The organism is Litorivita sp. NS0012-18 (assembly GCF_040371945.1).
Lineage (GTDB): Bacteria > Pseudomonadota > Alphaproteobacteria > Rhodobacterales > Rhodobacteraceae > Litorivita.
In genome coordinates this window covers 108,819-121,083 of the sequence record NZ_BAABWS010000003.1, presented here as the reverse complement: position 1 = coordinate 121,083, position 12,265 = coordinate 108,819, and the positions used below count along the sequence as shown (strand labels likewise).

The following is a 12,265-nucleotide window of genomic DNA, read 5'->3' as shown; positions in this document are numbered from 1 at the left end:
CTCACAATCTTGCGAAGGGCGCCCCAAGGGGCGCCCTTTTGCGTTTGGCGCTGCGGGCGCTCTTGCGGCCCTGTGCGCTATTCGTCCGCGCGGCCAGCTTGGGCCAGCGCGTTGATGCGGGTGAAGAGCGCGGCCAATTCGCCTTCGGGCGCGCTTTGCTCGGCCTCGATGCGCCTTTGTGCGCGCGCCCATGCCACCGCGCCTTGCTCCAAGGCCGCCTCGCCCGCCGCCGTCAGGCCCAAGAGGCGGCGGCGTTTGTCATCGGGATCGGGGGCCGAGGTGATCATCTCGGCGCGTTCCAAGGGCATCAAACCGCGCGACAGGGCGGATTGATCCATCTCCATCAAATCGGCGATGCGCTGCACTGTCGGTTTGCGCAGCGCCTTGACCCATGCCAGCGTCGCCAGTTGCGAGATCGTCAGCCCCAGCGCCGCCAGTTCGGCGTCATAGATGCGGATCATCCGCCGCGAGGCGCGCCGCGTGGCAAGGCAATAACAGCTGCCCGACATCAATTCGGCCAGCTCCGGCGACATCGCGTCGCTGAGTTGTGGTGCGTCATCCGACGCAGCGTCAGTATTTCCATGCATACTCATCTACATTGACTCCATGCATATACATGTGTTTCGATGCATATGCATCTAATGAAGGAATAGGCCATGTTCGACGAAGTTCCAAGACCCAAGTTAAACGCCGTTGGCATGACCTCTTTTGACCAGATCGCACAACTGAGCGGCCAAGCGTATCTTCAAGCGATTATGGAGGGTGCCCTCCCAGCCCCGTCCATGGGCGTGACGATGAACGCTTGGCTGCATAGGATCGAAGAGGGCGAGGTCGAATTTCGCGGGCAAGCCTCCGAGGCGCATCTCAACCCGCTGGGCATGGTGCATGGCGGATGGGCCATGTCGATGCTCGATTCGGCGCTCGGATGCGCGGTCCATAGCACCTGCGCCGTGGGCGAAGGCATGGTGTCGATGGACACATCGGTGAAATTCATCCGCCCCCTCACCCCCAAAACCGGACAGGTGCGATGCATCGCCACCGTGGTCACCCGCGGGCGCACCATCGCCAATTCCGAAGGCCGGATCGAAGACAAAAACGGCAAGCTGATCGCGCTTGGCACTTCAAGCTGCTTTATCTCGAAGCTGCCTGGCGCTTAGGCGGGGCGGCGCGCCCAAACGAAAAAACCCCGCTGTTTCCAGCGGGGTTTTCGGTTTGGTCGGGCGCGAGGATCAGACCTCGAGCCATTCCTTTTTGATGTCGTCACGGGTTTTGAACTCTTCGGGCGTGCCGCCATAGACGATCTCGCCGTGGCCCATGACATAGACCCGATCCGCGATGCGCAGGGCAATCGACAGCTTTTGTTCGACCAGCAAGATAGACACGCCGGTTTTCGCAATCTCGGCGATCATATCGCCGATCTGCTGCACGATCTTGGGCGCAAGGCCTTCGGTCGGCTCGTCGATGATGATCAATTCCGGATCGCCCATCAGGGTCCGGCACATGGTCAACATCTGCTTTTCCCCGCCCGACAGAACACCGGCGGCATTATCCGCCCGCGCGCGCAGGTTGGGGAACATATCGAGCATGTCATCGACTGAATATTTCCCCGGCACCTTCATGTTCTTGATGCCAAGGATCAGGTTCTGACGCACCGACATCGTCGGGAAGATGTCACGGCTTTCGGGCACATAGCCGAGGCCGAGACCGGCGATCTTGTGGCTTTCAAACCCCGAAATCACCTGCCCTTTGAAGGTGATCTCGCCGCGCGGTGCGACCTCGCCCATGATCGCTTTGGCGGTGGTCGAACGACCCACGCCATTGCGGCCCAAAAGCGCGATCACCTCACCAGGCATGATCTCCATGTTGACGCCGCGCAGAACGTGGCTTTTGCCATAGAATGCATGCAGGTCGTTGACCTTCAGCATCGGCTCTGTGGCTGCTGCTGTGCTCATGCCGCGTCTCCTTCGATGTCATCGGCTTCGTCGCCGAGGTAGGCTTCGCGAACCTTGGGATCGCCGCGCACCTCTTCGGGTTTGCCGGTGGCGATGATTTCGCCATAGACAAGCACCGAGATGCGGTCGGCCAAGTTGAAGACCACGCCCATATCATGTTCCACGATGATGAGCGTTTTGCCTTCGGTCGCCTTGGTGATCAACTCGACCGCACGGTCGGTTTCCGAGTGGGACATGCCCGCCGTCGGCTCGTCGAGGAGGATAACATCCGCCCCGCCCGCGATGGTGATCGCGATCTCCAGCGTCCGCTGATCGGCATAGGGCAGAAGGACAGCAGGCAGGTTCGCCTTGTCGATCAGCCCGACGCTCTCAAGGATTTCAGCGGTCTTTTCAGACACTTCCTTGAGATTACCGATATTGCGCAGGAAGCTGTAGCCATAGCCCATGGAGTAGAGCACGCCGCAACGGACATTTTCGCGCACGGTCATGTTTGCGAAGATGTTCGAGACCTGAAAGCTGCGCGACAGGCCCATGCGGTTGATCTTGAAGGGCGGCACGCCGCCGATCTCCTCCCCGCGCAGCTTCACGCTGCCCGAGGTGGGGGTGTAAAGACCCGAGATCAAGTTGAAGAGGGTGGATTTGCCCGCCCCGTTCGGCCCGATGATCGCATGGCGTTCACCGGCTTTGATGTCCAGATCAACGCCTTGGATGATCTTGGCCGGACCGAAGCTTTTGGTCAGACCTTGGAGAGAAATTGCGTTCTCGCTCATGCGATCACCCCTTCTTCTTTAGTGGCCAGACGGCGCAGGATGTAGATCCCTGCCGCGAGCGGCACCACGATCAAGACCCAAGTCAGCGGATTGCTAAAGGTCAGGTGCAAACCGTAAGGCTCGAATGTCTCGCCAAAGCCGTTGGACCAATAGACGGCGACTTCGACCAGAATGATCATGCCGAACAAGGCCAAAGCCGCGCCGAAGACCTGACCGGCCCATTTGCCCATCATCTCGCCCAATTTGCCGCTGCGCAGCGCATCGGTGAAGCCGTAGAGCACACCGCCCAGACCGCCAGGTGCGAACATCACGATGCACACGAAAAGCAGACCGAGATAGAGCAGCCAAGCTTCGGTGTAATCCGACAGCATGGATTGCATATAGGTCAGCAAGATCGCACCGAGGATCGGACCGGTGAAGTAGCGGATACCGCCGATATAGGCCATCAAGAGGACCAGACCGGAGGGCGCGAGCGACAGAGCTTCGGGTGTGAAGATCTCGTAGTTCACGGCCGCCATCCCGCCGGACAGACCGGCAAAGGCCCCCGCGAAGATGAACACCAGATAGCGCACGCGCGTCGGGTTATAGCCGATAAACTCGACCCGCTCGGGGTTGTCGCGCGTGGCTTCGGACAATTTGCCCAAAGGCGTGCGGGTGAAGGCGAACATGCCCATCACGCCGACGACGGTCCAAAAGGCGATGAACCAATAGACGTCGCTGATCGGACCAAGGGACAATCCGGCAAATTCCGTGCCGACCATACGGTCCGCCGAAACGCCTTCTTCGCCGCCGAAGATCGAGCCGAACATAAAGCCCGCCGCCGCGATCAATTCGGCAATGCCGAGGGAGATCATGGCAAAGGGTGTGCCGGCACGTTTGCACGAGGGCCAACCGATGATGAAACCGGCCAAAGCACCGCCGGCAAAGCCGATGACGGGCAAGAAGAACACCGGATAGTTCGCCCAAAAGCCGCTCTCGGCATCGCCGATTGCGCCCATCGCGTGCACAGCGGCAAAACCGCCAAGCCCGAAATAGACCGCATGGCCAAAGGACAGCAGACCGCCGCGCCCGAGCAGCATGTTATAGCTGAGGGCAAAGACGATGTTGATGCCCATCGCGTTGAGCAAGGAATAGACCGTGCGCGACGGTCCAAACATCGGGATGATCGCCAACACGACGGCCAAGAGGATCAAAGGCACGATGCGTTGACGGAATTTCTGGGCCGAGGTGGGCGCCAGAGCTGCGTATTTTTGTGTCATATCGGTCAAAACTCACGGTCTCCCATCAAGCCGCGCGGACGGACCATCAAGATCAGAACGAGCAGGAGGAAGGGAATCATCGGGGCGAGCGAGGAGATAGAGATACTTCCCACTTCGCTGGTGGCCGCAAGGCCGAGGAACCCGAAGATATCGGCAAAGGTTGCATCTACGGAGATGGCGAAGGTCTGCAAGAGGCCAAGCAAAAGCGAGGCGACAAAGGCTCCTTCGAGGCTGCCCATACCGCCGACCACGACCACAACGAAGACAATCGGGCCCATAAAGGCCGCCATCGCGGGGTCGGTGACGAGGTAGTTGCCGCCAATCACACCGGCCAGACCGGCCAGAGCACAGCCCGCACCAAAGACCGTCATAAAGATGCGCGGAACGTTATGCCCGAGGTGACCGACCATATGCGGGTGGGTCAAAGCGGCTTGGATGATCAGGCCTGCGCGGGTCTTTTTGAGCAAGAACCAAAGCGCCACCAACATCGAGATCGCCACGAAGAGCATGAAAATCCGGTATGCGGGATAGTCCGAGCCGTAAAGTTCGAAAATGGTGAAATCGAGGAACTCGGGCACGCGGTAATCCACCGCGTTGCGGCCCCAGATGATTTTCACGACTTCGTCGATCAGATAGGCCAGACCGAAGGTAAACAGCAATTCGGCCACATGCCCGTTGGCATGGACCTTTCGCAGCCCCCATTTCTCGACACCGGCACCGACCAATCCGACAAGGATGGGCGCAAGGATCAGGGCGAACCAGAAGTTGGTACTTTGCGTAATCGTGAAGGCAAAATAAGCGCCAAGCATATAGAAGCTGGCGTGGGCGAAGTTCAGCACTCCCATCATACTGAAGATCAGCGTCAGACCGCTGGACAGCATGAACAACAGGAGGCCGTAGATCACCCCGTTCAGGAGCGAGGGTACGAACGTTTCCATAGAAACCTCTTTAGAAAAGAAGGTGCCGCACGGCTGGCGCACGACACCCTGATTTACAGTAGAAACGAAGGCTTATTTGGCCGGACGTTCCATGTTGCAAGTGGTTTCCAGAGCAGTTGCTTCCGGTTCGATACGGTCGCCGTCACCCGAAGCCCAACCCAAAGGCAGCTTTTCAACACCGCGCTTCACGTTGTCCGAGAAGGTCGACATGAACAGCGGCTGAAGGATCTGGTGGTTGTCAGCGCGCATGGTGACTTTACCATAGGGGCTGTCATACTCCATGCCTTCAAGAGCAAAGGCGACATCTTTGGGCGCCGTGCTGCCGGCTTTGTCTGCCGCCATTTTGAACATGTTCATCGCGTTGTGGATCCGGTGGTAGTAGTAGTTGTTGTCCGGATAGGCTTTCTCGTAAGCGTCGATGTAGGCATCTTGCTCAGGCGTGGTTTCGAGGTTGGTGTTGCCCTCGACGATGGCCATCACTTGGCCCGTGGCGCCTTCACCCATTGCAACAGCCGCACCAAGCGAGCCGCCGTAGTAGGTCAGGATCGGGCCGTCAAACCCTGCGGTGATCGCGGCTTTGACGAGCAAAACCATGTCCGCACCCCAGTTGCCGGTGATGATCGCATCTGCGCCCGACGAGATGATTTTCTGCACGTAGGGGGTGAAGTCTTTGACTTTGCCCAGCGGGTGCAGCTCGTTGCCGACGATTTCAAGGTCGGGGCGTTTTGCTTCGAGGTTCGACACCGCAGCAGCGGCAACGGCCTTACCGAAGGAGTAGTCCTGACCGATGATGTAGACCGATTTGATGTCTTCTTGCTCTTTGATCCAGTCGGTCACAGCCGCCATTTTCATGTCCGCATCCGCGTCAAAGCGGAAGTGGTAGAACATGCAACGGTCGTTGGTGAAGGACGGGTCAACCGCGGCGTAGTTGAGGAACAAAACCTCGTCGCCAGGGTTACGCTTGTTGTGCTTGTCGATTGCGTCGATCAGAGCCGATGCAACAGCCGAACCGTTTCCTTGCGCAACGTAGCGGATGCCGTTGTCGAGCGCTTTTTGCAACTGGACGAGCGATTCTTTGGGGTTGATTTTGTTGTCATAGCCAACGATTTCAACCTGCTGACCGCCGATACCGCCAGCGGCGTTCACGACGTCTGCGGCGTAAACCCACTCTTTCAAGCCAGCGTCGCCCGAGGGGCCGAAGGGGCCGGAAAGCGGGTCAATAAAGGCGATTTTCAGTGTATCAGCCGATGCGCCGGCTGCGGCGAATGCCATCGCTGCGGCGAGGGCCGCGGATTTCATCAATTTCATTTGGTAGTCCTCCCATTTCGTAAACGCCCAACCGTTCGGGCGCTTCCGTCCCTGATCAAATGTCGAGAAAGCCCGCTTGTCAATAGATCAGTGAAATTCTATTCTGCACAGCGAAACATCACGCGCAGGGAGGAGCCGACTGATGGAGTTTTCTGAGGATTTAGAGGCGTTTCGGACACAGATTCGTGAGTGGATTAACGCCCACTGCGCAAGCGACCTTCGGGGGCGTTCGCAGGACGCTACTGCCATCGCTCCTGGGACCGATAATGCCATCTGCTGGGGGGGTCGTAACTTCAATTTCGCCTCCGCGACGCAACGTAACTGGATGGAGGCCGCGGCCGAGGTCGGGATGACCGCCCCAAGCTGGCCCAAGGCCTATGGCGGCGCAGGTCTGTCGCGCGCTCAGGTCAAAATTTATCACGAAGAGCTGAAAGCTGCGGGCGCGCCGGTGCCTTTGCAAAGCTTTGGCATCTGGATGCTCGGGCCGGCGCTCTTGGCCTTTGGCACCGAAGAGCAGAAAAAACACTACCTGCCGCAAATCACCCGCGGCGAGATTCGCTGGTGCCAAGGCTATTCCGAGCCGGGTGCGGGGTCGGATCTGGCCAATGTGCAGACATGGGCCGAGGACAAGGGCGATCACTGGATCATCAACGGGCAGAAAATCTGGACCTCCTACGCCGATAAGGCCGACTGGATTTTCGCCTTGATCCGCACCGACCGCGACGCGCCCAAGCACAAGGGCATCTCCTTCATGTTGATCGACATGGAGAGCGAAGGTCTGACCACGCGGCCGATTCGGCTGATCTCGGGCAAATCGCCCTTCTGCGAAACCTTCTTCGAGAACGTCAAAGTCCCAAAACAGGACCCCAATGGCATGAGCCGCATCGTCGGCGAATTGAACCGCGGCTGGGATGTGGCCAAACACCTGCTGACGCATGAGCGTGAAATGATCGGCAGTTCGGGCAGCGCCGGACCGCTTGGCGGGCGCTCGGTCGGGGCGATCATGAATGACGAAAACGGCCTGCAGGACAATGCGCCGCTGCGCTATGAGGCGATGAAATACGAGGTCGATTCGATGGCCATGGGCCTGACGCTCGACCGCTATAAGGATATGGCGAAAAAGGGCGGTGTGGGTCACGCTTCGGCCATGCTCAAATATGAGGGCACCGAGCTGAACAAACGCGGCTATGAGCTTTTGATGTCGCTGACCGGATCGGACGGCGCCGCATGGGACAGCCCGCATGGCGAGCTTGCCTCCGAATGGCTGCGCACCAAGGCAAACTCGATCGAGGGTGGCACGACGGAGGTGATGCTCGACATCATCGCCAAGCGCGTTCTCGAACTGCCCTACAAATAAGACATAAGGAAATCTGAGCATGGAAAGCCTTCTTCTCAATGAAGACGAAACAATGCTGCGCGATAGCACGCGCGGTTTCCTCGACGCCAATGCGCCGGTCAAAGCCTTTCGCAAGGTGCGTGACGAGGGCACGGGGTTTGACAAGGGCCTGTGGCGCGAGATGGCGCAAATGGGATGGGCCGGTGTGTTGGTCGGTGAGGACCACGGCGGCGTCGATATGGGTCACCGCGCGGCGGGGATCATCGCCGAGGAAATGGGCCAGACGCTGGTCGCCTCGCCGTTTATCTCGACCGCAGTGATCGCCGCAACGGCGCTGCGCAACGCGGCCAATGCGCGGGCGGGCGAGAGCCTGTCGGCGATTGCCGAGGGCAACCTGATCTACGCGCTGGCCATTGACGAGGGCGCCAAATTCGCCCCCGAACGCACCGCGATGGAAGCGGCGCAGAACGGCAATGCCTTCAAGCTTTCGGGCAAGAAGGGATTTGTCGCCGAGGGGCGCAATGCCGACCGCGTGCTGGTTCTGGCGCGCAGCGGCGGCGCGGCGGGCGAGGCCGAGGGCCTCACCCTGTTCGACATCGACGCGGATCGCGCGGGCCTGTCGCGCGAGGCGATCAACACCGTGGACGGGCGCGATTTCGCCGCTCTGAGCTTTGACGGTGTCGAGGCCACGGGCGACGATGTGGTCGGCGAGGTCGGCGGCGGTCTGGCGGCGCTGAACGGGGCGCTGCGCGCGGGTCAGGCGGCTTTGGCCGCTGAATTGACCGGCCTGTCTTCGGGCTCTTTTGCGATGACTGCGAGCTACCTCAAGGAGCGCAAGCAGTTCGACAAATTGATCGGCACCTTTCAGGCGCTGCAACACCGCGCTGCGCATATGTGGTCGGAAATCGAGGTCACCGCATCGGCCATCGCCAATGCGGGCCGCGTGCTCGATGCCAATTTCGACGAGGCTGAACTGGCCGTGTCCTTGGCCAAGGCGCGGGCAACAGAAACCGCAAAGCTTTGCGTGATCGAAGGCGTGCAAATGCACGGCGGCATCGGCATGACCGATGAATTCGACATGGGCTTTTTCATGAAACGGGCCCGTGTGGGCACCGAATGGCTCGGCGATTACGGCTATCATGCCGCACGCGTCGCCGCCGCGAGAGGATTTTAAGATATGAGCACGATGACACCGAGCGCCCTGTTCGATTTGACGGGGAAGGTGGCGCTGGTCACCGGCGGCGCCACCGGCATTGGCCGCATGGCCGCCGAGGGTCTGGCCGCAGCGGGCGCGCGCGTCCTGATTGCCAGCCGCAAGGCCGACGCCTGCGAAGCCGTCGCCGCCGAGATCAACGCCTCGGGCGTGGCGGGCAGCGTCGAGGGCTTTGGCGGCGATGTCGCCACCGAGGCGGGCATTGATGCTTTGGTCGCCGAAGTGCAAAGCCGCACCGGCAAGCTGCATATCTTGATGAACAACGCGGGCCGCACATGGGGCGCGCCCATCGGCGAGCATCCCTATGAGGCGTGGGACAAGCTGTTGTCGCTCAATGTGCAAGGCATGTTCCACCTGACGCAGCAGCTTTTGCCGCTGCTCAAAGCCGCCAGCGCGCCGAACGATCCGGCCCGCGTGGTCAATGTCGGATCGGTCATGGGCGATATTCCCAAAGGCACATCGACCTATTCCTATGCCGTGTCCAAAGGCGCGGTGCACCATATGACCCGCGTGCTCAGCAATGATCTGGCCCCCGAAGGGATCACCGTCAATGCCATCGCGCCTGGTCCGTTTGTGTCGAAAATGACCGCCTTTGCCATCGGCACCGAAGAGGGCCAAGCCGAATCGGCCAAGGGCGTGCCTTTGGGCCGCGTCGGCAGCCCCGAGGACATCGCGGGCGCGTTGCAATATCTGTGCGGACGCGGCGGGGCCTATCTGTCGGGCGCGATCCTGCCTTTGTCGGGCGGGATGCAATCCAATGCTCCCGGCTCTTTGTTCAATAAGGATTTGTGATCATGGCCAAACAACTCTCCCGCGCGGAATACGAGGCCTTTGTCGGCAAGGAAATGGGCGTGTCCGAATGGTATACGGTCACACAAGAGCAGATCGACCAATTTGCCGAATGCACCCATGATCACCAGTTCATCCATGTGGACCCCGAAGCGGCGGCGAAAACCCCGTTCGGCACGACGATTGCACATGGGTTTTTGACCCTCTCGCTTTTGTCCGCGATGGTTTACGAGATGCCGTCGATCACCGGCGTTGTCATGGGCGTCAACTACGGCATGAACAAAGTGCGCTTTGTCTCGCCGGTCAAGACCGGCAGCCGCGTGCGGGGCCGGTTCGTGTTGCAGGCCTTGGATGACATCCGCGAAGGCGAGATCCAAACCACATTGGCCGTCACCGTCGAAATCGAAGGCCAAGAGAAACCCGCCCTTGTCGCCGAATGGCTGGGCCGCCGCTATTTCGGAGCACCCGCATGAGCAAAGTAGATTTCACCGGCCGCGTGGCCATTGTCACCGGCGCGGGCGTCGGGCTCGGCCGCTCCCATGCGCTTGGCCTTGCGGCGCGCGGCGCCAAGGTCGTGGTCAATGATCTGGGCGTGGCGACCGATGGCACGGGGGCCAATTCGGCCCAAGCCGAAGCCGTGGTCAAGGAAATCCGCGACGCGGGCGGCGAAGCCATCGCGCATGGCGCCAATGTCACCGATGAGGCGCAGGTCAAGGATATGGTCGATCAGGCCATTGCCGAATGGGGCCATGTGGACATTTTGGTCAACAATGCGGGCATTTTGCGCGACAAGACCTTTGTCAAAATGGAAATGCCGGACTTCCGCCTTGTGCTGGATGTGCATCTGATGGGGTCGGTCGTAACGACCAAAGCCCTTTGGGAGCATTTCCGCGCGCGCGAATACGGCCGCATCGTCTATACCACTTCGGCCAGCGGCATGTATGGCAACTTTGGCCAATCCAACTATGGCGCGGCGAAAATGGGCGTTGTCGGTTTGATGAATGTTCTGTGCCAAGAGGGCGCGAAATATAACATCAAGATCAACACCCTCGCCCCGACGGCGGCGACGCGCATGACCGAAGGTCTGCTGCCGCAGCAGGTGCTTGACCTGCTCCAGCCCGAAACCATCACGCCGGGCCTGATGGCTTTGGTCACCGATGGCGCACCGACCAAGATGATCCTTGGCGCGGGCGGCGGTGTCTTTGCCGAGACCAAGATTTACGAGACGGTCGGCGTGGCCTTTGGCGACGACGAGCTTGACGTGGACAGCATTGTCGCCCGCATGGACGACATCCGCGATCCGAAGGGCCAAAAAGAAATGGCCGGCGCCTTCGATCAAACCAGCAAATACGCCCAGATGGCCGCCGCGATCCGCGGCATCACCCTTCCGAGCAAATAATCACCCCGTAATTCACAACCATTAAGGACATAATCCCATGCGTGACGCAGTCATCGTCTCCACCGCGCGGACCCCGATCGGCAAAGCCTATCGCGGCGCGTTCAACAACACCCAAGCGCAAGAACTGATCGGCCATGCGGTCTCGAACGCGGTTGCGCGTGCGGGCCTCGACGGGTCGGAAATCTCTGATTGCGTCATCGGCACCGCGATCCAGCAAGGCTCGACCGGCGGCAACATCGGCCGCCAAGCGGTGATCCGCGCGGGCCTGCCCGTGACCATCGCGGGCCAGTCGATGGACCGTCAGTGCGCCTCGGGCCTGATGGCCATTGCCACAGCGGCCAAACAGGTCATCCATGACGGCATGCAGGTGTGCATCGGCGGCGGCGTTGAATCGATCTCGCTGGTGCAGAACCAGAACATGCGCACCGACCGTGCCCGCGATCCGTGGGTCCACGAGCACAAACCGGCGCTGTACATGTCGATGCTGGAAACCGCCGAAATCGTCGCCGCGCGGTATAACGTGTCGCGCGAGGACCAAGACGAATACGCCCTCAAATCGCAGCAGCGCACCGCCGCCGCGCAAGAAGCGGGCAAATTCGACGACGAGATCGTGCCGCTGACCTCGACCATGGGCGTGATGGACAAAGAGACCAAAGAGGTGTCTTTCAAGGAAGTCACCCTGTCCAAGGACGAAGGCAACCGCCCCTCGACCGTTTTGGAAAACCTGCAATCCTTGGCCCCCGTGTTCAAGGACGGCCAGACCGTCAAGGAAGGCAAATTCATCACCGCCGGCAACGCCTCGCAATTGTCGGACGGCGCATCGGCCTCGGTGATCATGGAAGCCAAAGAAGCCGAAAAGCGCGGGCTTCAGCCTCTGGGCCGCTATGTCGGCGTGATGGCCGCAGGTTGCGAGCCTGATGAAATGGGCATTGGCCCGATCTACGCGGTGCCGAAGCTTCTCGAAGCCCATGGCCTGAAGATCGACGACATCGGCCTGTGGGAACTCAACGAGGCTTTCGCCAGCCAGGTTCTGCAATCGCAGCGCGTTTTGGGCATTCCTGACGAATTGCTCAACGTCAATGGCGGCGCGATCTCGATCGGCCACCCCTACGGCATGTCCGGCGCGCGTATGGTGGGCCACGCGCTCATCGAAGGCAAACGCCGCGGTGCGAAATATGTTGTCGTCACCATGTGCGTCGGCGGCGGCATGGGTGCGGCGGGCCTCTTCGAGGTTCTGTAACTCAGGGCCAAAACATCATTTGGGGCCGCGGCGATGCTGCGGCCCCTTCCCTACTCCCCCC

Annotated in this window: 13 protein-coding genes; 7 read left to right on the top strand and 6 right to left on the bottom strand. The window is 60.3% G+C overall.

The features are described 5' to 3' along the window. Positions 1–77 precede the first annotated feature (77 nt). Positions 78–593, bottom strand: a complete 516-nt coding sequence (locus ABWV64_RS13600) for a MarR family winged helix-turn-helix transcriptional regulator (protein ID WP_353346175.1) — start codon at positions 591–593, stop codon at positions 78–80. A gap of 63 nt (positions 594–656) precedes the next feature. On the opposite strand from ABWV64_RS13600, the gene ABWV64_RS13595 reads away from it, so the two are divergent. Next, positions 657–1,157, top strand: coding sequence for a PaaI family thioesterase (locus ABWV64_RS13595; protein WP_353346173.1), 501 nt, complete (start codon positions 657–659; stop codon positions 1,155–1,157). A gap of 72 nt (positions 1,158–1,229) precedes the next feature. On the opposite strand, the gene ABWV64_RS13590 is transcribed toward ABWV64_RS13595, so the two are convergent. The 5 genes from ABWV64_RS13590 to ABWV64_RS13570 form a co-directional block, all read right to left on the bottom strand. Continuing rightward, a complete protein-coding gene (locus ABWV64_RS13590) occupies positions 1,230–1,952 on the bottom strand; it encodes an ABC transporter ATP-binding protein (protein WP_353346171.1) in 723 nt (240 codons plus the stop codon). Continuing rightward, positions 1,949–2,722 (bottom strand): ABC transporter ATP-binding protein, encoded by a 774-nt coding sequence (locus tag ABWV64_RS13585; protein ID WP_353346169.1) that lies wholly within the window; start codon positions 2,720–2,722, stop codon positions 1,949–1,951. Before ABWV64_RS13585 ends, ABWV64_RS13590 begins: the two co-directional genes overlap by 4 nt. Beyond that, on the bottom strand, positions 2,719–3,981 hold the full coding sequence (locus ABWV64_RS13580; protein WP_353346400.1) for a branched-chain amino acid ABC transporter permease: 1,263 nt from the start codon (positions 3,979–3,981) through the stop codon (positions 2,719–2,721). Before ABWV64_RS13580 ends, ABWV64_RS13585 begins: the two co-directional genes overlap by 4 nt. 5 nt (positions 3,982–3,986) lie before the next feature. Next, the gene (locus tag ABWV64_RS13575) at positions 3,987–4,919 is read right to left on the bottom strand and encodes a branched-chain amino acid ABC transporter permease (protein ID WP_353346167.1); all 933 of its coding nucleotides are present in this window, start codon (positions 4,917–4,919) and stop codon (positions 3,987–3,989) included. A 72-nt stretch (positions 4,920–4,991) separates the two neighbouring features. Beyond that, entirely contained in the window at positions 4,992–6,227 is a 1,236-nt protein-coding gene (locus ABWV64_RS13570) for a branched-chain amino acid ABC transporter substrate-binding protein (RefSeq protein ID WP_353346165.1), read from the bottom strand. A 142-nt stretch (positions 6,228–6,369) separates the two neighbouring features. Between ABWV64_RS13570 and ABWV64_RS13565 the strand changes: the two genes are divergently transcribed. The 6 genes from ABWV64_RS13565 to ABWV64_RS13540 are packed head-to-tail and all read left to right on the top strand — an operon-like array spanning position 6,370 to position 12,204. Beyond that, positions 6,370–7,584 (top strand): acyl-CoA dehydrogenase family protein, encoded by a 1,215-nt coding sequence (locus tag ABWV64_RS13565; protein WP_353346163.1) that lies wholly within the window; start codon positions 6,370–6,372, stop codon positions 7,582–7,584. 19 nt (positions 7,585–7,603) lie between these two features. Continuing rightward, positions 7,604–8,737, top strand: coding sequence for an acyl-CoA dehydrogenase family protein (locus tag ABWV64_RS13560; protein WP_353346161.1), 1,134 nt, complete (start codon positions 7,604–7,606; stop codon positions 8,735–8,737). A gap of 12 nt (positions 8,738–8,749) precedes the next feature. Beyond that, positions 8,750–9,568: an SDR family NAD(P)-dependent oxidoreductase gene (locus ABWV64_RS13555; protein WP_353346398.1), complete on the top strand. Its 819-nt coding sequence runs from the start codon at positions 8,750–8,752 to the stop codon at positions 9,566–9,568. Between the two features lie 2 nt (positions 9,569–9,570). Next, positions 9,571–10,038 (top strand): MaoC family dehydratase, encoded by a 468-nt coding sequence (locus ABWV64_RS13550; protein WP_353346159.1) that lies wholly within the window; start codon positions 9,571–9,573, stop codon positions 10,036–10,038. Further along, the gene (locus ABWV64_RS13545) at positions 10,035–10,964 is read left to right on the top strand and encodes an SDR family NAD(P)-dependent oxidoreductase (protein WP_353346157.1); all 930 of its coding nucleotides are present in this window, start codon (positions 10,035–10,037) and stop codon (positions 10,962–10,964) included. Before ABWV64_RS13550 ends, ABWV64_RS13545 begins: the two co-directional genes overlap by 4 nt. A 37-nt stretch (positions 10,965–11,001) precedes the next feature. Further along, complete coding sequence (locus ABWV64_RS13540) at positions 11,002–12,204, top strand: acetyl-CoA C-acyltransferase (protein ID WP_353346155.1); 1,203 nt, start codon at positions 11,002–11,004, stop codon at positions 12,202–12,204. Positions 12,205–12,265 lie beyond the last annotated feature (61 nt).

What these genes read in the sequence shown, in the direction of transcription:
- ABWV64_RS13590 (WP_353346171.1), bottom strand. Translation starts at nt 1,952, where the DNA reads ATGAGCACAGCAGCAGCCACAGAGCCGATGCTGAAGGTCAACGACCTG.
- ABWV64_RS13555 (WP_353346398.1), top strand. Translation starts at nt 8,750, where the DNA reads ATGACACCGAGCGCCCTGTTCGATTTGACGGGGAAGGTGGCGCTGGTC.
- ABWV64_RS13550 (WP_353346159.1), top strand. Translation starts at nt 9,571, where the DNA reads ATGGCCAAACAACTCTCCCGCGCGGAATACGAGGCCTTTGTCGGCAAG.
- ABWV64_RS13580 (WP_353346400.1), bottom strand. Translation starts at nt 3,981, where the DNA reads ATGACACAAAAATACGCAGCTCTGGCGCCCACCTCGGCCCAGAAATTC.
- ABWV64_RS13545 (WP_353346157.1), top strand. Translation starts at nt 10,035, where the DNA reads ATGAGCAAAGTAGATTTCACCGGCCGCGTGGCCATTGTCACCGGCGCG.
- ABWV64_RS13565 (WP_353346163.1), top strand. Translation starts at nt 6,370, where the DNA reads ATGGAGTTTTCTGAGGATTTAGAGGCGTTTCGGACACAGATTCGTGAG.
- ABWV64_RS13570 (WP_353346165.1), bottom strand. Translation starts at nt 6,227, where the DNA reads ATGAAATTGATGAAATCCGCGGCCCTCGCCGCAGCGATGGCATTCGCC.
- ABWV64_RS13560 (WP_353346161.1), top strand. Translation starts at nt 7,604, where the DNA reads ATGGAAAGCCTTCTTCTCAATGAAGACGAAACAATGCTGCGCGATAGC.
- ABWV64_RS13600 (WP_353346175.1), bottom strand. Translation starts at nt 593, where the DNA reads ATGAGTATGCATGGAAATACTGACGCTGCGTCGGATGACGCACCACAA.
- ABWV64_RS13595 (WP_353346173.1), top strand. Translation starts at nt 657, where the DNA reads ATGTTCGACGAAGTTCCAAGACCCAAGTTAAACGCCGTTGGCATGACC.
- ABWV64_RS13585 (WP_353346169.1), bottom strand. Translation starts at nt 2,722, where the DNA reads ATGAGCGAGAACGCAATTTCTCTCCAAGGTCTGACCAAAAGCTTCGGT.
- ABWV64_RS13575 (WP_353346167.1), bottom strand. Translation starts at nt 4,919, where the DNA reads ATGGAAACGTTCGTACCCTCGCTCCTGAACGGGGTGATCTACGGCCTC.
- ABWV64_RS13540 (WP_353346155.1), top strand. Translation starts at nt 11,002, where the DNA reads ATGCGTGACGCAGTCATCGTCTCCACCGCGCGGACCCCGATCGGCAAA.